The organism is Caviibacterium pharyngocola, assembly GCF_002795405.1.
GTDB classification, from domain to species: domain Bacteria; phylum Pseudomonadota; class Gammaproteobacteria; order Enterobacterales; family Pasteurellaceae; genus Caviibacterium; species Caviibacterium pharyngocola.
In genome coordinates this window covers 17452-37951 of the sequence record NZ_PHGZ01000021.1, presented here as the reverse complement: position 1 = coordinate 37951, position 20500 = coordinate 17452, and the positions used below count along the sequence as shown (strand labels likewise).

General features: G+C 44.8%; 21 protein-coding genes. 15 read left to right on the top strand and 6 right to left on the bottom strand.

Features of this window, described 5'->3' with window-relative positions:
* Positions 1 to 144: 144 nt before the first annotated feature.
* From hslO to yrfG, 3 genes are all read right to left on the bottom strand, one after another.
* The gene (gene hslO, locus CVP04_RS09620) at positions 145 to 1014 is read right to left on the bottom strand and encodes an Hsp33 family molecular chaperone HslO (RefSeq protein ID WP_100297299.1); all 870 of its coding nucleotides are present in this window, start codon (positions 1012 to 1014) and stop codon (positions 145 to 147) included.
* Positions 1015 to 1105: 91 nt separating this feature from the next.
* The gene (gene hslR, locus CVP04_RS09615; RefSeq protein WP_100297298.1) at positions 1106 to 1519 is read right to left on the bottom strand and encodes a ribosome-associated heat shock protein Hsp15; all 414 of its coding nucleotides are present in this window, start codon (positions 1517 to 1519) and stop codon (positions 1106 to 1108) included.
* 3 nt (positions 1520 to 1522) lie between these two features.
* Positions 1523 to 2179, bottom strand: a complete 657-nt coding sequence (gene yrfG / locus CVP04_RS09610; protein WP_100297297.1) for a GMP/IMP nucleotidase — start codon at positions 2177 to 2179, stop codon at positions 1523 to 1525.
* Positions 2180 to 2252: 73 nt separating this feature from the next.
* Here yrfG and nudE point away from each other — a divergent pair, with 73 nt between their 5' ends.
* From nudE to CVP04_RS09560, 10 genes are all read left to right on the top strand, one after another.
* Positions 2253 to 2810, top strand: coding sequence for an ADP compounds hydrolase NudE (nudE, locus tag CVP04_RS09605; RefSeq protein WP_243385287.1), 558 nt, complete (start codon positions 2253 to 2255; stop codon positions 2808 to 2810).
* A gap of 141 nt (positions 2811 to 2951) precedes the next feature.
* A complete protein-coding gene (locus CVP04_RS09600; protein WP_100297296.1) occupies positions 2952 to 4976 on the top strand; it encodes an OPT family oligopeptide transporter in 2025 nt (674 codons plus the stop codon).
* Between the two features lie 87 nt (positions 4977 to 5063).
* A complete protein-coding gene (cysQ, locus tag CVP04_RS09595) occupies positions 5064 to 5876 on the top strand; it encodes a 3'(2'),5'-bisphosphate nucleotidase CysQ (RefSeq protein WP_100297295.1) in 813 nt (270 codons plus the stop codon).
* Positions 5877 to 5942: 66 nt separating this feature from the next.
* The gene (gene zwf / locus CVP04_RS09590; protein ID WP_100297294.1) at positions 5943 to 7433 is read left to right on the top strand and encodes a glucose-6-phosphate dehydrogenase; all 1491 of its coding nucleotides are present in this window, start codon (positions 5943 to 5945) and stop codon (positions 7431 to 7433) included.
* A gap of 86 nt (positions 7434 to 7519) precedes the next feature.
* Positions 7520 to 8218, top strand: a complete 699-nt coding sequence (pgl, locus tag CVP04_RS09585; RefSeq protein WP_100297293.1) for a 6-phosphogluconolactonase — start codon at positions 7520 to 7522, stop codon at positions 8216 to 8218.
* Positions 8219 to 8360: 142 nt separating this feature from the next.
* Positions 8361 to 9416 carry a PDDEXK nuclease domain-containing protein gene (locus tag CVP04_RS09580; RefSeq protein WP_243385285.1) on the top strand — a complete coding sequence of 352 codons (1056 nt, stop codon included), beginning with the start codon at positions 8361 to 8363 and terminating at the stop codon, positions 9414 to 9416.
* Between the two features lie 9 nt (positions 9417 to 9425).
* A complete protein-coding gene (locus CVP04_RS09575; protein ID WP_100297292.1) occupies positions 9426 to 9779 on the top strand; it encodes a DUF1304 domain-containing protein in 354 nt (117 codons plus the stop codon).
* Positions 9780 to 9825: 46 nt separating this feature from the next.
* Complete coding sequence (locus tag CVP04_RS09570; RefSeq protein ID WP_100297291.1) at positions 9826 to 10236, top strand: hypothetical protein; 411 nt, start codon at positions 9826 to 9828, stop codon at positions 10234 to 10236.
* A gap of 95 nt (positions 10237 to 10331) precedes the next feature.
* On the top strand, positions 10332 to 11786 hold the full coding sequence (gene gnd / locus CVP04_RS09565) for a decarboxylating NADP(+)-dependent phosphogluconate dehydrogenase (protein WP_100297290.1): 1455 nt from the start codon (positions 10332 to 10334) through the stop codon (positions 11784 to 11786).
* A gap of 211 nt (positions 11787 to 11997) precedes the next feature.
* Positions 11998 to 12282 carry a YfcZ/YiiS family protein gene (locus tag CVP04_RS09560; RefSeq protein ID WP_100297289.1) on the top strand — a complete coding sequence of 95 codons (285 nt, stop codon included), beginning with the start codon at positions 11998 to 12000 and terminating at the stop codon, positions 12280 to 12282.
* A 68-nt stretch (positions 12283 to 12350) separates the two neighbouring features.
* Here CVP04_RS09560 and CVP04_RS09555 read toward each other — a convergent pair whose 3' ends face one another.
* Positions 12351 to 12788, bottom strand: a complete 438-nt coding sequence (locus CVP04_RS09555) for a GNAT family N-acetyltransferase (RefSeq protein WP_100297288.1) — start codon at positions 12786 to 12788, stop codon at positions 12351 to 12353.
* Positions 12789 to 12966: 178 nt separating this feature from the next.
* Here CVP04_RS09555 and tpiA point away from each other — a divergent pair, with 178 nt between their 5' ends.
* The 3 genes from tpiA (at position 12967) to coaD (ending at position 15589) form a co-directional block, all read left to right on the top strand.
* Positions 12967 to 13734 (top strand): triose-phosphate isomerase, encoded by a 768-nt coding sequence (gene tpiA / locus CVP04_RS09550; RefSeq protein ID WP_100297287.1) that lies wholly within the window; start codon positions 12967 to 12969, stop codon positions 13732 to 13734.
* Between the two features lie 102 nt (positions 13735 to 13836).
* Positions 13837 to 15114 carry a lipid IV(A) 3-deoxy-D-manno-octulosonic acid transferase gene (waaA, locus tag CVP04_RS09545; protein WP_100297286.1) on the top strand — a complete coding sequence of 426 codons (1278 nt, stop codon included), beginning with the start codon at positions 13837 to 13839 and terminating at the stop codon, positions 15112 to 15114.
* A gap of 1 nt (position 15115) precedes the next feature.
* Positions 15116 to 15589, top strand: coding sequence for a pantetheine-phosphate adenylyltransferase (gene coaD / locus CVP04_RS09540; protein ID WP_100297285.1), 474 nt, complete (start codon positions 15116 to 15118; stop codon positions 15587 to 15589).
* A gap of 7 nt (positions 15590 to 15596) precedes the next feature.
* Here the strand turns inward: coaD and CVP04_RS09535 are convergent, their stop codons facing one another.
* Positions 15597 to 16322: a 3-deoxy-D-manno-octulosonic acid kinase gene (locus CVP04_RS09535; RefSeq protein WP_100297284.1), complete on the bottom strand. Its 726-nt coding sequence runs from the start codon at positions 16320 to 16322 to the stop codon at positions 15597 to 15599.
* Positions 16323 to 16405: 83 nt separating this feature from the next.
* Between CVP04_RS09535 and CVP04_RS09530 the strand changes: the two genes are divergently transcribed.
* Both CVP04_RS09530 and CVP04_RS09525 read left to right on the top strand, forming a co-directional pair.
* The gene (locus CVP04_RS09530; RefSeq protein WP_100297283.1) at positions 16406 to 17467 is read left to right on the top strand and encodes a glycosyltransferase family 9 protein; all 1062 of its coding nucleotides are present in this window, start codon (positions 16406 to 16408) and stop codon (positions 17465 to 17467) included.
* 82 nt (positions 17468 to 17549) lie between these two features.
* Positions 17550 to 19391: an ABC transporter ATP-binding protein gene (locus CVP04_RS09525; RefSeq protein ID WP_100297282.1), complete on the top strand. Its 1842-nt coding sequence runs from the start codon at positions 17550 to 17552 to the stop codon at positions 19389 to 19391.
* A 108-nt stretch (positions 19392 to 19499) separates the two neighbouring features.
* On the opposite strand, the gene asnA is transcribed toward CVP04_RS09525, so the two are convergent.
* On the bottom strand, positions 19500 to 20492 hold the full coding sequence (gene asnA, locus CVP04_RS09520; protein WP_100297281.1) for an aspartate--ammonia ligase: 993 nt from the start codon (positions 20490 to 20492) through the stop codon (positions 19500 to 19502).
* Between the last annotated feature and the right edge of the window lie 8 nt (positions 20493 to 20500).

Genomic DNA, 20500 nt, shown 5'->3' with positions numbered 1-20500 from the left:
GTTGATCTCACTTTTGAAAAAAAAGCGGAAAGTTTCTAAAAATAGTTGAAATTTATGACTCAAATCAAAAAAACAGGCTTGACGAAAGAATAAAGCGCAAAAAATAAGCACAATATTTCGTGCTTATTCAACAAAAGAGGCAAATTATTGTGCGTCGCGTTTTAATTTTTCAATGGCTTGCTTATTGAAGAAATAATGGGTGCCGCAACATTCGCATTGCATATCGATACTGCCTTGGTGTTCCGCCAAGATTTCATCGATTTCCGCTTCATCAAGCAATAATAACGCCGAGCCGGAACGTTCCGCCGAGCAGCCGCAGTGGAAAGAAACGGCTTGCGGAGCAAAAATTTCCACGGTTTCTTCGTGATATAAACGATATAACAATTCTTCCGCGCTTAAGCTGAATAATTCTTCGTCTTTCACCGTTGCCGCCAAGGTCGCCAAATGTTCGAAATCTTGCGGCGAGCCCGAACCGTCCGGCATTATTTGTAACAACATTCCCGCCGCAACCGCTTTGCCGTTATACTCGCCGGTACGAATTAACAACTGGGTTTGTAATTGTTCGGAGCGAATAAAATAATCCTCCAAACATTCGGTGACGGTCGGTTTGTCCAAGGCAATCACGCCTTGATAGCGTTCGCCTTCCGTCGGAGCGATAGTAATCACCAACACGCCCTTGCCGACCATTTCGGTCAGCGACATTCCCTCGGCAATATCGCCTTGTAAACGTGCCAAAGCGCGAATTTGTTGGCTGTCGCTGCCGTTGACCAGGGCTAATTTTAACGGCCCGTCGCCTTGAATTTGCACCGTGATATTGCCGTTAAATTTCAGCGTCGCGGTGAGCAAATTGGTCGCCACCATCATTTCGCCCAATAAATTTTGTACCGGTTTCGGGTAATGGTGCGTATTTAAAGTATCCGCAAAAGTCTGGTTTAAGCGCACCCATTCGCCGCGCACCGCGCGATTGTTGAATAGATAGCGATAAAGTTTGTCGTTGTCGGTTTGATAATCCATTTTGTTTCCTAATGTTTGTTACGGCGACATTGCGAAATGCCGCACAAAGAATGATAAGCGATATATTGCGCCGAATCGGCAAATCACAAGTCTATTCTTGATATTTGAATTTAATCAGATCACGGCGTTCTTTTTTATTCGGACGCCGATCCGGATGCGGCATCGATAAGGCGTTATTCTTACGCGCGATAGCATTTTTCTCGCGATTTTCAATGCTTTTTTCCGTTTCGCAATACAATAATTGCGCTTCCGGCGCGCCGCGGCGTTGGGTCGAAAGTGCGGTCACAATAATTTCTTTTTCGTCGTTGCCTTGGCGTAATTTAATAGTCGCGCCGATTTCCACCGATTTGTTCGGTTTGGTGCGTTGTCCGTTATAATGCACTTTGCCGCCGTCGATCATTTCTTTCGCAATGGTGCGGGTTTTATAAAATCGCGCCGCCCAAAGCCATTTATCCAAGCGCGTGACATCCTCTTGCGTCTGCTGTTTATCCGTTTGTTTCGCCATAAATTAATCCAATAAAGTGCGGTAATTATTTACCGAGAAATGTCGTTCGAATGTTTTTGCCGGCTGCGTGCTGTCCGGATTTTCCACGCCGACGGTGTAAGCGATACCGAATTGCGCCGCGCTGTCCAGCACGCTTTCGGTATCATCGATAAACAAGGTTTTCGCCGGTTCGAAATAATAACGGGCTTGCAAATTTTTCCACAAGGTTTGTTCCACTTTCGGCGCACAGAATTGATGACTGGATAAACACAACTCAAAGTGCGGTGCTAAATCGCAATGTTTTAATTTTAATTGCAAGCTGAACGGATGACTGTCGGTAAGCAGAATCAGGCGTTTATTTTGCGCTTTCAACGCGGTTAAAAACGGATACACATCCGACCGCACTTTTGTCATTGCGCCTTGTTCGGTTAACAATTCGCGCAAGGGTAATTCCAGATTTTCCGCCCAAAAATCGATACTGTACCAATTCATACTGTGTTCGATTTCATCATAACGCGCTTTGAGCAATTCTCGACTTTGCGCCAAGCTTAAGCCGAATTTTTCGGCATAGGCTTGCGGCACGCTGTTGCGCCAAAAATGATGATCGAAATGCAGATCGATCAATGTACCGTCCAAATCCAAAATCACCGTGTCTATTTGTCGCCAATTTAATTTTGTCATTCGCTTGCCTTTGCGTTCTTTCTTATTCGGGTTTATGGTATCGTTATTCCTTCGATTTGTAAAAGAGGTGTTTATGCAAGAATTGAGAAAGCCAACAATTTTATCCGTTTCGCGCGCGGCGAAATCCCGTATTTTTGAGGTGCAAGCGGTCGAATTGCAATTTTCCAACGGCGAGCAACGCGTTTATGAACGCCTTAAACCCGGCCATCGCGCCGCCGTGTTGATTCTGCCGGTGGACGGGGAAGAGCTGTTGATGGTGCGCGAGTATGCCGTCGGCACGGAACGTTACGAACTCGGTTTTCCGAAAGGTTTAATGGATCCGAACGAAACGCCGGAGCAAAGCGCCGATCGTGAATTAAAAGAAGAAATTGGTTTGGGCGCGCGAAAATTCGTGCATTTGCGCACGGTAAACACCGCGCCGAGTTTTATGAATAATCCGATGCATATTTTTCTCGCGCAAGATTTTTATCCGTGCAAATTGGAAGGCGACGAGCCGGAACCGTTACAACTGGTGCGCGTGCCATTGAACGATATTCATCGTCTGTTGCACGATCCCGATTTCTGCGAGACGCGAAATTTGACCGCACTTTATTGCTTGCGAGATTACTTAAATTTACCTACAACCTACTAAAAATGCGAAATAATAGGATGATTTTTGCAAAGTCGGCAATTTTCATCCTTTTTTTGCGACAAAAAACAAATATCCTTTACCCATATTAGGCGGTTTAGGGTAGAATCACAGCCGATTTTATAACTACAACAGAGGCATATTATGCAAAAATCCACTCATCTTGCACCTTCTTTGCAAGAATTAACATTTCGGGGGATGTTTTTAGGCGCATTAATTACCGTGGTATTTACCGCGTCTAACGTGTATCTCGGTTTAAAAGTCGGTTTGACCTTTGCGTCATCCATTCCCGCCGCCGTAATTTCAATGGCGGTATTAAAAATGTTTTCCGGCTCCAATATTCTGGAAAACAATATGGTGCAAACCCAAGCGTCCTCCGCGGGCACGCTTTCTTCGGTGATTTTCGTTATTCCCGGCTTATTAATGATGGGTTATTGGCAAGATTTTCCGTTTTGGCAAACTTTACTCATTTGTACCGCCGGCGGGATCTTAGGGGTGATTTTCACCATTCCGTTACGCCACGTTATGGTGGTAAAAAGCGACTTGCCTTATCCTGAAGGTGTGGCAGCGGCAGAAATTCTTAAAGCAGGCAATCACGAACAAGATCAAAGCGCCGAAAGCGGCATTAAAGAAATCGCCGCAGGCGGAATTATCGCCGCGACAATCGGCTTTTTAACCAACGGCTTGCGCGTCATTGCCGACGGTGCGAGCCTTTGGTTTAAAGGCGGCAGCGCGGTGTTTCAAGTGCCGATGGGCTTTTCTTTAGCGTTGCTCGGTGCCGGTTATTTGGTCGGTATCGTCGGCGGTTTGGCGATTTTATTGGGCATTTTCTTAACTTGGGGCATCGCCGTGCCGTATTTCACCGCCACATCCGCAATGCCGGCGGATATGGATATGATCGGCTATGCAATGTCCGTTTGGAAAAGCAAAGTGCGCTTTATCGGCGTCGGCACCATCGGGATTGCGGCGATTTGGACGTTATTGGTGTTAATGAAACCGATGATCCAAGGAATGGCGCAATCTTTCCGCACGCTTAAAGATCCGACGGCGCTCGCCACCGACCGCACGCAGCAAGATTTATCACCGAAAACAATGATTTTGGTCACTCTTGCCGCTATTGCGCTCATTGCTTTGGCATTATCGCATTTCGTTGAAAATGCACCGATTTCCAGCGAACTTGCCGTATTATTAATCGTTGTTTGTACCGCACTTGCCGTGTTTATCGGTTTCTTCGTCGCGGCGGCTTGCGGATATATGGCGGGATTGGTCGGTTCTTCCTCCAGCCCGATTTCCGGTATCGGAATTATTTCCGTGGTGTTGATTTCGTTAACCTTAATGTTTATCGGCAAAATGTCCGGTTTGTTGGAAAGCGCGGAAGGTCAACAATTTTTGACCGCACTTACCATTTTCTCCGGCTCGATCGTGGTCAGCACCGCAGCGATTTCGAACGATAACCTACAAGATTTAAAAACCGGTTTATTGGTGGAAGCCACACCTTGGCGTCAACAAGTTGCCTTGATTATCGGCTGTATCGTCGGCGCCTTCGTCATCGCGCCGGTATTGGAAATTTTATACCACGCTTACGGCTTTAGCGGCGCAATGCCACGTCCGGATATGGATCCGAGCCAAGCGCTTTCCGCACCGCAAGCAACCTTAATGACCACCATTGCCAAAGGTATTTTCTCCGATAATTTGGAATGGACTTATATCTTTATGGGAATCGTTTTAGGGTTAGCGCTGATTTGTGTTGACACCTTATTAAAACGCACCAGCAAAAACCGTTTCGCCTTACCGGCGCTTGCGGTGGGAATGGGGATTTATTTACCACCGTCAATTAATATGCCGATTATTATCGGTTCCGTTTTGGCTTGGTTGATTAATCGTCATTTGGAACGTTACGCATTAAATAACGGTAAAAATCTCGCGGATGTGAAGAAAAAAGCGGAACGCTACGGCACTTTATTCGCCGCCGGGTTAATTGTCGGTGAAAGTTTAATTGGCGTTATCCTTGCGTTTATCATCGCCGCGTCCGTGACTTCCGGCGGCTCCGACGCACCGTTAGCCTTAAACTTGGAAAACTGGGGCGGTATCGCCGAAGTGTTAGGCTTGATCGTTTTCGTCGCAGGGATCGGTATCTTCGCCTTGCGCGTATTAAAAGCCAAACAGTAATTTTATCGAATCGAAGGGTGCGCAAATGCACCCTTTTTTCTTTCTTTTGTTATAATAAGCCACCACCAGCTTTACGGAGACGCCGCCTTGCAACTGACACCGCAACTTTTACACGCCGCTTTAGAAATTGCGTTTGACGCCGGCGCGCATTTAATCCGTTTTTATCACCAACCGCTTCAAGTGCAAACCAAAAGCGATAATACGCCGGTGACGCAGGCGGATTTGTTCGTCAGCCGTTTTTTAAGCGAAAAACTGACCGCACTTACGCCGCAATTTCCGGTGTTGTCCGAAGAAAGCTGTGATATTCCGCTTGCCGTTCGAAATCGCTGGCAAACTTATTGGTTAATCGATCCCTTAGACGGCACGCAGCAATTTATTCGGCGCACCGATCAATTTTCCGTGCTCATCGCTTTGGTGCATCAAAATCGTCCCGTGTTAGGCATTATTCACTCGCCGACATTAGGCAAAACCTATTACGCAATGCAAGGTTTCGGCGCCTATAAACAAACGGCGGAACAAACCCGACGCTTGCAACCGCGCCGACTTGATCCGACACGTCCGTTAAACATTATCGTCGGTTCCGCTGCAGCGGCGGAAAAAGTGCGGTCGATTTTAAACCCGAATTTTCATTATGAATTTCAACTTTACGGCTCCAGCGGATTAAAAAGCGCGCTGGTAGCGGAAGGCGTTGCCGATTGTTATATTCGCTTGGGGCAAACCGGCGAATGGGATACTGCAGCGGCGGAAATTTTATTAGCCGAAAGCGGCGGAATCATTTACGATACGCGATTTCGACCGCTGACTTATAATCAACGGGAAAGCTTGATTAATCCGGATTTTATTATGGGCGGCGATCGGCAATTCCACTGGGAAAAAATCTTTCGCTTTAATTCACCGTAACTATTGGTAATTTGCGCGAATTGCGCATATTATTACAAATATTTAACAAATCACATTAGGAACAATATGAACGTAAATGCAGAAAATAATTGTATTGTCATTTTCGGCGCATCCGGCGATTTAACCCATCGCAAACTCATTCCGGCGCTGTACAATTTATATCAAATCGGGCGTTTAACCGAACATTTTTCCGTTTTAGGCGTCGCACGCACCGAATTAAACGACGAAGACTTTCGCCAAAAAATGCGTGAGGCATTAATTCGTTCGGAAAAAGCCGAAGGGGAAACCTTAGAAAAATTCTGTAGTCACTTATATTATCAAGCGGTTAATACCTCCGACTCGACGGATTACGGCAAACTGATTCCGCGTTTGGACGAATTACACGATAAATATCAAACCTGCGGCAACACCTTATATTATATGTCCACGCCGCCGAGCCTATACGGCGTGATTCCGGAATGTCTCGCCGCGCACGGGCTCAACACGGAAGAATACGGCTGGAAACGCATTATCGTGGAAAAACCTTTCGGTTATGATAGCAAAACTGCCAAAGCCTTGGACGTACAAATTCATCGTTTCTTTGAAGAACACCAAATCTACCGTATCGATCATTATTTAGGCAAAGAAACCGTGCAAAATCTTTTAGTGTTGCGTTTCTCCAACGGCTTATTCGAGCCGTTATGGAACCGTAATTTCATCGATTACATCGAAATCACCGGCGCGGAATCTATCGGCGTGGAAGAACGCGGCGGTTATTATGACGGCTCCGGCGCGATGCGCGATATGTTCCAAAACCATTTATTGCAAGTATTGGCGATGGTGGCGATGGAACCGCCGGCGATTATCAACGCCGATTCAATGCGTGACGAAGTGGCGAAAGTGCTGCATTGTTTGCATCCGTTAAGCGAAGAGGATGTGAAAAATAATTTGGTGTTAGGACAATACGTCAGTAGCGACATTCACGGCGAAACGGTTAAAGGCTATACCCAAGAAAAAGGCGTGCCGGCGGATTCCACCACCGAAACCTATATGGCGCTACGTTGCGAAATCGACAACTGGCGCTGGGCGGGCGTGCCGTTTTATGTGCGCACGGGCAAACGCTTACCGACACGCGTGACGGAAGTGGTCATCCATTTCAAAACCACGCCGCATCCGGTCTTCAGCCAAAAAGCACCGGAAAACAAATTGATTATTCGCATTCAACCGGACGAAGGCATTTCAATGCGTTTCGGTTTGAAAAAACCGGGTGCCGGCTTTGAAGCCAAAGAAGTATCGATGGATTTCCGTTATGCCGATCTTGCCACGCCGAGTTTGCTAAGCGCTTACGATCGCTTGTTATTGGATGCAATGAAAGGCGACGCAACCTTATTCGCACGCACCGACGCAGTTCACGCGTGCTGGAAATTCGTGCAACCGATTTTAGATTATAAAGCAGAACGCGGACGCGTTTATGAATACGAAGCCGGCACTTGGGGACCGACGGAAGCGGACAAGCTTATCGCCAAAACCGGGCGCGTTTGGCGTAAACCAAGTGGAATGATGAAGAAGAAGGTTTAAAAAAGTAGGGTGGGCTTTAGCCCACCAGTGCAATATAAATATCTTGGTGGGCTAAAGCCCACCCTACAATTATCAAGGATAATATAATGAACACAACAATCTTCAATACCGCTCAAGATGCAGTAGAAAAAATTGCTCAAGAATTTGTGGAATACAGCCGACAAAATCGTCCGGTGCATATTTCCCTTTCCGGCGGATCAACGCCAAAATTGCTGTTTGAAACCTTAGCGCAAGCGCCTTTTAATACCGAAGTGCGGTGGAAAAATTTACATTTTTGGTGGGGCGATGATCGTATGGTCGCACCGCAAGATCCGGAAAGCAATTACGGCGAAGTGCAAAAATTATTGTTCGATCACATTCAAATTCCGGCGGAAAATATTCATCGTATTCGCGGCGAAGCGCCGGTTGAACAGGAACTGGAGAGATTCAGCCAAGAATTAAAAGATTGCGTGCCAAATCTTGAATTTGATTGGATTATTTTAGGAATGGGCGCCGACGGACACACCGCCTCGCTTTTCCCGCATCAAACCAATTTTGCCGATGAAAATGTGGCAGTCATCGCCAAACATCCGGAAAGCGGACAAATCCGCATTTCCAAAACGGCAAAATTAATCGAACGGGCAAAACGCATTACCTATTTAGTCACCGGCGGCTCAAAAGCGCAAATTTTAAAAGAAATTCAGACCGCACTTCCGCAAGATTTACCTTATCCGGCAGCGAAAATCCAAAGCCGCAACGGAATTACGGAGTGGTATTTGGATAAAGAGGCAGGAGCGTTGTTGTAATTTTGCGATCTCTGTCGAAAAATAAAGAGGATTTTTAGATAAAATTTAAAGAACTCACTAATATGCCTCTATTTGAAATCACAAACTATGATCTCAAATGAGCTTTAAGGTCACAATTTGTGACCTTAAACAAGGAGGAAATATGAATGAGTTAATTCAAAATGTAACAACATCAATGATAGAAAACAGCACAATATCTTACCTTTCCGATGTGAAATATATCCTTCACTCAGCACGCCAACAGGCCTATGTAGCTGTGAATTCTGCAATGATCGAGGCTTATTGGAAAATTGGCGAACGTATCGTCGTGGAAGAACAGAATGGGAAAGATAGAGCGGCTTATGGAAAAGAGATTTTACAGAAACTTTCCCTTGAATTGACTAAGGAATTTGGGAAGGGTTTTAGCTATCGCTCATTAAGAGAGATTAGGCAATTTTACTTATTATTTCCTGATTTTCAAAAATGGCGAACACTGTTCGCCAAATTGAGTTGGTCACATTTTCAACGCACATTAAAGTTAACTAATGAAAACGCTCGGCTCTATTATTTAACCGAGGCGGCTGAAAATCATTGGTCGGTGCGTACTTTAGATCGCAATATCTCAACACTTTACTATGAAAGATTGTTAGCAAGTAAAGATAAGCAGCTTGTACAAGCAGAAATGCAAGAGAAAACTCAAGACTTAAAAGCAAGTGATTTTATTAAATCACCAACGGTTTTGGAGTTTTTAAACTTACCGACAAATTTGGCTTATACAGAAGCAGAATTAGAGAAAGCGTTAATTGATAACTTACAGCAATTTATGCTGGAATTAGGAAAAGGCTTTGCATTTGTTGCTCGCCAGCAATGTATTCGAACAGAAACCTCTGATTTCTTTATTGATTTAGTTTTTTACAACTACATTTTAAAATGTTTTGTGATTGTTGAGCTGAAAACAGAAAAGCTGACACATCAAGATATCGGACAACTGGATATGTATGTGCGAATGTATGATGATTTACAAAAACGATCGGACGACAATCCAACGGTTGGCTTATTACTGTGCACAGAGACTGATAGTATTATCGCAAAATATTCTGTATTAAATGATAATAAACAGCTATTTGCGAGCAAATATATGGCATATTTACCAAGTGAAGAAGATCTTATTCGAGAAATTGAACAACAAAAAATTATTTTTGAGCAACAGTTTGAGTAAAAGGTAAAAATGATAGCAACCGCCCTCACCATTCTTGTCGCCCTTGAACATTTCTACATTCTTTATTTGGAAATGTTTGCGTTAAATACAGAAAAGGCGAAAAAGATTTTTAATTTAACCGAGCAAGATGTCACAAATCCTAAAACCAAAATCTTGTTTGCCAATCAAGGGCTGTATAACGGATTTTTAGCCGCGGGAATTTTGTTTTCTTATGCAATCGGGCAAATTTCGGTAACTTATTTCTTTTTAAGTTGTGTGGTGGTTGCTGCAATTTATGGTGCTGTAACCTCAAATAAAGGGATATTGATTAAACAAGGGTTACCAGCGATTTTAGCGTTGCTAGCACATTTGTTCGGAATTTAGTACAAACGATAAGATTTGCAAAACTCACCGTTTGCAGAGATAAAAAATGAAACTAACCAGAATTAATTACAATGATCTCAATGCAAAACAAAAAGAGATCTATAACTATCAGAAAGTAGCTGCTATATTGGCAGATTATGGTTTTAATTGTATAAAACTGGCGGATGATTGGAACGGGGCGGATTTTCTGGCGGTTCATAAAGACGGCGAATTAACATTAAAAATACAGCTAAAAGCTCGATTAGCGATAGCGCGTAAATATTTAAATAAAGATCTTTATATGCTATTTCCAATCGAAAACCATTGGTGCTTAATTGAACACGATAAATTAGTTCGATTAATAGAAGAAAATACGAATTGGCTTGATTCAAAAAGTTGGGCGGAAGACGGAATGCGTCACCCGCCGCAAGTGCCACAAAAATTATTGCCACTTTTAGAGAAATATATCATTTCTTAAAGTATTAGTAGGGCGAATATAAATTCGCCAAAAATTTAAACAAAAGGTGGACTTAAGTCCACCCTACAAATTCACAATCTCAACAGGAGAAAACAATGTCAATTAAAGGCGATATCGGCGTTATCGGTTTAGCGGTAATGGGTCAAAACTTAATTTTAAATATGAACGACAACGGTTTTAAAGTCGTTGCATATAACCGTACCACTTCTAAAGTGGATGAATTTTTAGAAGGAGCAGCGAAAGGCACGAATATTATCGGGGCTTATTCCCTTGAAGATTTAGCGGCGAAATTGGAAAAACCGCGCAAAGTGATGTTAATGGTGCGTGCAGGCGATGTGGTGGATCAATTTATTGAGGCATTACTACCGCACTTAGAGCAAGGCGATATCATTATCGACGGCGGTAACTCAAATTATCCTGACACAAATCGCCGTGTAAAAGCATTAGCGGAAAAAGGCATTCGTTTTATCGGTTCCGGCGTTTCCGGCGGTGAAGAAGGTGCGCGCCACGGGCCGTCTATTATGCCGGGCGGTAACATTGAAGCTTGGCAATATGTTAAACCGATTCTGCAAGCGATTTCGGCAAAAACCGACAAAGGCGAGCCTTGTTGCGACTGGGTGGGCAAAGAAGGCGCCGGTCATTTCGTGAAAATGGTACACAACGGTATCGAATACGGCGATATGCAGCTTATCTGCGAAGCCTACCAATTCTTAAAAGACGGTTTAGGTTTATCTTATGATGAAATGCACGAAATCTTTAAAGAATGGAAAAAAACCGAATTAGATAGCTATCTTGTTGATATTACAACAGATATTCTTGCCTATAAAGATGCTGATGGTGAACCGTTAGTAGAAAAAATCCTCGACACCGCAGGTCAAAAAGGCACGGGTAAATGGACAGGTATCAACGCGTTAGATTTCGGTATTCCGTTAACTTTAATTACGGAATCCGTCTTTGCGCGTTGCGTTTCTTCATTTAAAGATCAACGTGTTGCAGCGTCAAAACTGTTCAACAAAACCATCGCTCCGGTTGAAGGCGATAAAAAAGTTTGGATTGAAGCGGTACGCAAAGCGTTACTTGCCTCAAAAATTATCTCCTATGCACAAGGTTTTATGCTGATTCGCGAAGCCTCCGAAAACTTCGGCTGGGATATTAACTACGGCGCCACCGCACTTTTATGGCGCGAAGGTTGTATCATCCGTAGCCGTTTCTTAGGCAATATCCGCGATGCCTATGAAGCGAACCCTGATCTTGTTTTCTTAGGTTCGGACAGCTACTTCAAAGGCATTTTAGAGAACGCTCTAGGCGACTGGCGTAAAGTGGTAGCAAAATCCATCGAAGTAGGAATCCCAATGCCTTGTATGGCGTCTGCGATCACCTTCTTGGACGGTTATACCTCAGAACGCGTGCCGGCAAATCTTCTTCAAGCTCAACGCGATTATTTCGGCGCGCACACTTACGAACGCACCGACAAACCGCGCGGCGAATTTTTCCACACCAACTGGACGGGTCGCGGCGGAAATACCGCTTCCACCACCTATGATGTGTAATTAGCGCACAAGCGCCCAAAGTGCGGTTAAAAATGACCGCACTTTCCCTTCTCCATTTCAAAAATGACGCATAACATTTGCCTTTGCTTTGCGATGATCTTATCGCGCGTACCTCTTTTCAGCATTATGATGTATAATAAATTTATTGATTCACTGAAATCGAACCGCTAAAAGTGCGGTGAAAAATCATTCATTAAATTAAGGAGTCTTTATGAAACAGGATCAACCGATCGAATGCGTCGGCTGCAATACATTTGACGTCGGCACTATTATCGACAACAGCGATTGCACATCTCACATCGAAAAATATTATCCGACCCAAGCGGAAGCCGAAGCGGCATTAGCCGTATATACCCAAAAAGCCCGCAACGCCGAAACCGATCCTTGCGAAATTCGCTCGGACATTCAAGCGGTGGAAAACGGTTTCCGTCTTACTGCCGATTTCACCTTCAGCTGCCAAGCCGAATCATTGATTTTTGAATTAGCGACGCGTTAATTATTCAAACGGCAAAAAAGAACCGATTTCAATGAAATCGGTTTTTTTGTTTCTGTTATTCGCTGCGATTACGCCAAGGTTAATTCGAAAAAATGTTTTTTGCGATTGATTTTAAAGCCTTCTTGTTCCAACAAATCTTGTTGCAAAGAGCTTTGTTCCGTGACTAAACGCGTGGATTGCGTATAGCGAACGAATTCTTTCGCCTTGGCGATAAGTGCGGTGTAAATTTCGTTTTTTTCCGGCACATCTTGCACGAAAATGTCGGTAAGTTGCCAATAACGTTGTAATTGCAAAGAGGATAAGCGCGGATAAAGTTGAATAAAGCCGACCGCTTGTTCTTGCCGATTCACGGCGATAAAAAAAATACTTTCGTTAAAACGAATACGATTGGTGAGAAAAGTGAGCGTGCGTTCGGGATTTTCGCTCATTCCTTGCGCCGTTCGGTAGGTTTCAAATAACGGATGCAGATTTTCCAAGTTCCATTGTTCGGCTTTAAAAATTTTCATAGGATAAATCGGTTATTTTTTATTAATTCTATACAGTAGATTGTATCTTTTTAATGCGAAATAATCACCTTTTCCGAAAAAAATTTTTTCAAATCGCGCGAAAAGTTGCCGAAAAAATCGAAAAATTTGGTATAGTAGCCGAGTAATTTTTATTATTAATTAATATGGAGAAAAACAAATGGCACGTCGTCCTTTAGTTATGGGTAACTGGAAATTAAATGGTAGCAAAGCGTTCACCAAAGAACTTATCGCAGGCTTAAAAGCGGAATTAGCCGGCGTGGAAGGTTGTGATGTGGCAATCGCACCGCCGGTAATGTATTTAGCCGAAGCGGAAGCCGCACTTGCCGGCAGCGCAATCGCATTGGGTTCACAAAATGTGGACGTTAACGTTCAAGGCGCCTTTACCGGTGACATTTCTACCGCAATGTTAAAAGATTTCGGTGCGAAATACATTATTATCGGTCACTCCGAACGTCGCACTTATCACAAAGAAAGCGATGAATTCGTCGCACAAAAATTCGGTGCGTTAAAAGAAGCGGGCTTAGTGCCGGTGTTATGTATCGGTGAAAGCGAAGCGGAAAATGAAGCGGGTAAAACCGAAGAAGTTTGCGCACGTCAAATCGACGCAGTTATCAATGCCTTAGGCGTTGAAGCTTTCAACGGCGCGGTAATCGCATATGAACCGATTTGGGCGATCGGTACCGGCAAATCTGCAACTCCGGCGCAAGCACAAGCGGTTCACGCATTTATTCGCGGTCACATCGCGGCGAAATCACAAGCGGTTGCGGATCAAGTGATCATTCAATACGGCGGTTCCGTAAACGATGCGAATGCGGCGGAATTATTCACTCAACCGGATATCGACGGCGCATTAGTCGGCGGCGCATCATTAAAAGCACCAGCCTTTGCCGTTATCGTTAAAGCGGCGGCGAAAGCGAAAAATTAATTAAAAATACACTTTGATTAATGTAAAAAGTGCGGTAATTTTTACCGCACTTTCTTTATGGCGAGTAACTAATATCATTCGTTTTATTTCCAATGGATTCCTATGTGGCGCTTTTTATACACATTATTGATGTATTTTCTCCAACCGTTCATTCTGTTTTTTATGCTGATCCGCAGCATAAAAGCCCCGAATTATCGTAAACGAATTCGCGAACGATACGGATTTTACGGCAATTTAGCCGCGCCCGAAGCAAACGGCATTGTTATTCACGCCGCCTCCGTCGGCGAGGTGATCGCGGCGACACCGCTAGTGAAACACATTCAACAACAATATCCCGATTTACCGATCACTTTAACCACTGTCACGCCGACGGGTTCTGATCGCGTGCGTGCTGCATTCGGCGATAAAGTCACGCACGTTTATCTGCCTTATGACTTGCCGGATGCGTTGGTTCGTTTCATTCATTTTATTCGTCCTAAAGCCTGCATTGTGATCGAAACGGAAATTTGGCCGAATTTAATTCATCAACTTTACCTACGCGGCGTTCCTTTTATTATCGCCAACGCGCGCCTTTCTTCCCGTTCCGCCAAACGTTACGGCTGGATTAAAAGCAAACTGCAAAATATGCTGCGTGAAATCGTACTGATTGCGCCGCAAGACGAGATTAGCGGAAAACGTTATTTAGCCTTGGGTTATAATCCGAATAAGCTGAAATTAACCGGCAATATTAAATACGATTTAGTGTTAAACAGCGAATTGCGCAATAAAATCAAATCGTTGCACGAAAGTTGGGTGAACGACCGACCGGTTTGGATCGCGGCAAGCACGCACGAAGGCGAAGAAGAAATTATTTTAGCCGCTCATCGTTTATTGTTGGCACAATTTCCGGATCTACTGTTAATTTTAGTGCCGCGTCATCCCGAACGCTTTAACCAAGTCGCTGAGCTTATTACCAAACAAAAATTTAATTACGTTCGCCGCAGTGAAAATATGTCTCCAACGGCGGAAACGCAAGTGGTGCTGGGCGATACGATGGGCGAATTAATGTTAATGTACGGTATTTCCGATATCGCCTTTGTGGGCGGCAGTTTGGTCAAACACGGCGGACATAATCCGTTGGAACCTCTGGCATTTAAGATTCCGGTGATTAGCGGCAAATACACCTTTAATTTTCCGGAAGTATTCCGCAAACTCATCGAAGTGCAAGGCGCGTTGGAAATCAATGAGAATGAACAAGCATTAGCGCGCGCGGTGGGAATTTTTCTACGCTCGCTTGCGTTGCGTGATCGATACGGCGAAGCCGGATATGCGGTGTTAGTGGAAAATCGCGGCGCCTTGTTACGTTTATTTAATTTATTGCGCCCTTATTTGGAGAAATAAAATGAAAACCGTGATTTATCCGGGTACCTTTGATCCCATTACCAACGGACATTTGGATATTATCGAACGAAGTGCGGTGTTATTTTCGCAGGTTATTGTGGCGGTGGCGGTTAATCCGAGTAAACAGCCGTTATTTAGCCTAGATGAACGCGTCGAGCTGATTAAACAATCCGTCGCTCATTTGCCGAATGTGCGCGTTATCGGCTTTGCCGAGTTATTAGCGAAAGTGGTGCGCGATAATCATATCGACGCCATTATTCGCGGCGTGCGCACCACCGCCGATTTCGAATACGAATTACAACTGGCATATTTAAATCGCGTATTGACCGACGGCGTAGAAAGCCTTTTTTTACCGCCGAGCGAACAGTGGGCGTTTGTTTCCTCCACCATCGTGCGGGAGATTTATCGACATCAAGGCGATGTCAGCCGATTCGTACCGCCACCGGTGCTTGCTGCCTTAATGCAACGGCAATAACGCGACGCTATGCTTGATAGGCGGCAAGTAATTGTCGCCAATTTTCATCCTCAAACCGAATGTGCATTCGCCCGATTTCTTTCTGAAAAGAGCGGTGCAAACGCTGTAAGTTTTCCGCCTTCCAATTTTCTCCGGATTTTTCACCGCACTTATCAAAATCCAGTAACCAATATTTTTCCGCCGGCGTGCCAAAATGCTGCACCAAAATATTATGCGCGTTCAAATCCGTGTGGCAAATTTGCAGATCGTGCAAACGACGAATCAATTTACCGATTTGCTGCCAAGCGGATTCCGTTAACGCGGCGGTTTGTAAAAGTGCGGTCAAATCCTGCGCATTTTCGATCTTTTCGGTTAAAATGTCAGCGCGATAACAACCGAAACCACACAATTCGATTTTTGCCGCCAAGGGTTTCGGCACCGGTAATCCCGCTTGATGCAAACGATTCAACAAGGCAAATTCGGCAAAACTTCGCGTATTTTCCAATTTGTCGAAAACATAGCGATCTTTATTCAATTTTCCCCACAATCCGCCGCGATAATAATGGCGCAATGCGCAGTTCATTCCGAATAAATCCTGCGATTGAATAAACCACGTCGTGCCGCGCCCTTGCGCCGAGCCGATGATTCGCTGCTGTTCCTGCCAAAAGTGCGGGTCAAAAAATCGCGTTTGTTGCGCGAAGGGTGTAGAATAATTAAAAATAAAACGGGCATTATTTTGCTGTAATTCAAGCATATGGTTCATTTCTTATAAAATAGACTTCGTTCGACCATTCTACTGAAAAACCGCAAGAATGCCACTCATCAAAGGGAAATAATATGACGCTTTTTTCTCAGCCGCCGAAATCCGTTTGTATTTTGCGTTTGTCCGCCATCGGCGACGTGTGTCACGCCTTGGCGGCAGTGCAGCAAATTCAACGCCATTGGCGCCAAACGGAAATTACTTGGATTATCGGCAAAACCGAAGCGCAACTTTTTGCCAACGTGCCGGGAATTCGCTTTGTGACATATGATAAGAAAAGCGGCTGGAAAGGCGTACTCGCGCTATGGAAACAATTACGCGGACAACAATTCGATGTGTTGTTGAATATGCAAACCGCTTTTCGCGCGTCGATTCTTTCGCTCGGTATTCAAGCACGTTATAAAGTCGGTTTCGGGCAACAACGTTCGCGCGAAGGTCAGCGATTCTTTGTTAATCGCCGAATCACCGATCCGCAAACGCCGCACGTTTTGGACGGTTTTCTGGCGTTCGTACAATATTTAGGCGTGCCGGTTCAAGCGCCTTGTTGGGATTTGCCCGTAACCGAGGAAGATAATGCGAAAGCTCGCACTTTTCTGGCACCCGATAAGAAAAATCTGTTAATTTCGCCTTGTTCCAGCAAAGCGGAAAAAGATTGGTTGGCGGAAGGATACGCGCAAATCGCCGATTTGGCACATCAACAGGATATGAATGTGATTTTATGTGGTTCGCCGGCAAAGCGGGAAAGGGAAATGGTTGCGCGGATTATGGCATTGTGCCACTTCACGCCGGTGAATGCCTGCGGACAAACAACTCTCACAGAATTGACCGCACTTATCGGCGCGGCAGATTTGGTTATCGCGCCCGACAGCGGCCCGGCGCACATCGCCACCACGCAAGGCACGCCGGTCATCGGGCTGTATGCCTATCACAATCCGTTGCGTACCGGGCCTTATAATAATTTGCAAAATGTCGTGTCCGTTTATGCGCAAAACGCCTTGAAAGAATTCGGCAAACCTTGGTCGGAATTACCTTGGGCAACCAAATTAAAAGGTAAAAATTTAATGGCGGAAATCCAAGTCGATTCGGTCGCCGAGCAAATGCATCGCCTCGGTTTTCTTTCCGCGACGAAAAAACAGTAAAACAACGGCGCGGAATCCGTTATAATATGCACAATTTTAAGGCAACAATAGGTTGCCTTTTGTTTTTAACAGTAGGTAAGCAATGTTTAGTAAAATTTTTTCGTGGTTTGAAAACCGATTAAATCCTTATCCGCCGCAAGCGCCGAAAACGCCGGAAAAAGGATTGATTAAATTTATTTGGTCTTCTTTGGACGGAATGAAACGCTGGATCTTTTTACTGGCGATTTTAACGATCGGCACGGGCGTAATGGAAGCCGTGTTGTTCCAATTTATGGGCTTATTAGTCGATTGGCTGGGCGCGTTCACACCGGCGACATTATGGCAAGAAAAAGGTCACTGGCTCAGTGCAATGTTGGTGTTGTTGCTAGTCAGTATTCTTTGGTCTTTCCTTGCCTCAACGGTACGACTACAAACCCTGCAAGGGGTTTTTCCGATGCGCTTACGTTGGAATTTTCATCGTTTAATGCTCAATCAAAGTTTAAGTTTTTATCAAGATGAATTTGCCGGCAGAGTCTCGGCAAAAGTAATGCAAACCGCATTGGCGGTGCGCGATACCGTGCTAACGCTGGCGGATATGATGGTGTATGTGGTGGTGTATTTTATTACCTCCGGCATTGTTTTGGCGGCGTTGGATCTTTGGTTATTGGTTCCGTTTGTGATTTGGATTATTTTATTCGTCGGCATTTTATATGTTGTGATTCCAAAATTAGCCAAAACCGCCGAACGCCAAGCAGACGCTCGTTCGCTGATGACCGGTCGAATTACGGACGCATATTCCAATATTTCCACGGTGAAATTATTCTCGCACGGCGCACGCGAAGCCGCTTATGCCAAACGTTCGATGGAAGAATTTATGATCACCGTACACGCGCAAATGCGCTTGGCAACCTCTTTAGACACCTTAACCTATGCAACGAACATCGCGTTGACCTTAAGCACGGCGATACTGGGTATTGTGTTATGGCAAGCAGGATTGGTCGGCGTCGGCGCAATCGCCACGGCGGTTGCAATGGCATTGCGCGTAAACGGTTTATCGCGCTGGATTATGTGGGAATCCGCCCGTTTATTTGAAAACATCGGGACGGTAAATGACGGAATGAGCACTTTAACCAAACCGCATACCATTGTGGATAAAGCACAAGCACAGCCATTACAAGTCACGCAAGGAGAAATTCGTTTTGAAAACGTGAATTTTTCTTATGATCCGACCAAAGCGCTGTTAACGGATTTCAACTTAACCATTAAACCGGGCGAAAAAGTCGGTTTAATCGGTCGCTCCGGTGCGGGAAAATCCACAATCGTGAATTTATTACTACGTTTTTACGAAAGCACGCAAGGAACAATTACTATCGACGGACAAAACGTCTGCGACGTGACACAAGAAAGTTTACGCAGTCAAATCGGCTTGGTGACGCAAGATACTTCGTTATTACACCGTTCGGTGCGCGACAACATTATTTACGGACGCCCGAACGCCACGGACGACGAAATGATCCGCGCCGCAGAACGCGCCGAAGCAGCGGAATTCATTCCATTTTTAAGTGACGCACAAGGACGCCGCGGCTATGACGCCCACGTCGGCGAACGCGGGGTAAAATTATCCGGCGGACAACGCCAACGTATCGCTATCGCACGCGTAATGCTCAAAGACGCACCGATTTTGCTACTCGACGAAGCCACCAGCGCACTGGATTCGGAAGTGGAAGCCGCTATTCAAGAAAGCTTGGATAAAATGATGGAAAACAAAACCGTCATCGCCATTGCCCACCGCTTATCCACCATCGCCGCAATGGATCGCTTGATTGTATTAGACAAAGGCCGCATCGTCGAACAAGGCTCCCACAGCGAACTACTCGCCCAAAACGGACTATACGCCAAACTTTGGCAACACCAAAGCGGCGGTTTTTTGAGTGAGGGAATGTAGATAAATTTTGACCAAACAAAAGGACTGACTTCAACGCAAGGTGAAATCAGTCCTAGAGATAATGATTCGTCTGAAAGTGCGGTGATTTCCACTGCACTTTTCATTCGGTTATAAAATATTTTCGAATTCTTCCATTACGGAGGTTGGCCAGACGCTGGATTGGACTTCGCCGATGTGTTTTTTCTGTAGTAGTAACATTACCATACGGGATTGTCCGATGCCGCCGCCGATAGAAAGTGGTAAGCGGCCATTGACTAAATCTTGGTGCCAGTCGAATTTTAGGCGGTCTTCGTCGCCGGTGATTGCGAGCTGTTTGCGTAGTGCGGTTTCATCAACACGGATACCCATTGAGGAAAGCTCAAAGGCGCGGTTTAATACTGGGTTCCAAACTAAGATATCGCCGTTTAAGCCTTTGTATTCACCTTCGGAAACGGTTGTCCAGTCGTCATAATCCGGTGCGCGCATATCGTGCGGTTTGCCGTCGGATAATGCACCGCCGATGCCGATAAGGAATACGGCGCCGAGCTCTTTACAAATCGCGTTTTCGCGTTCTTTATCGGTCATTCCCGGAAAACGTTGAACTAAATCTTCGCTATGCACAAAGGAAATTTCTTGCGGTAAGAATTTCGCCAATCCGTATTTTTTGCTGACTTCTTCTTCCGTTTCTAAAATCGCTTGATAGATAGAACGCACGGTTTCTTTTAAGAATGCAAGATTGCGGCGACCTGCCGGAATTACTTTTTCCCAGTCCCATTGATCGACGAAAACGGAGTGTGTTTGATCGAGGCTATCTTCATCCGGACGTAACGCTTTCATATGAACGAATAATCCTTCGTTTTCAGCAAAGCCGAAACGTGCTAAAGTATGACGTTTCCATTTGGCTAAAGAATGCACCACTTCGAAGGTTGCATTTGTGATCTGTTTCACATTTACTTGAACGGCTTTCTCCGTTCCTGAAAGATTATCTTGAATACCATTACCGACTTGGCTTAGGATAGGACCTTGGACTTCAATAATACCCAAATGTTCTGCTAGTTTGTCCGTAAATGTATTTTTAGCAAAACTAATTTCTTGTTGTTGTAAAATGAATGACTTTTTCATTATTTATA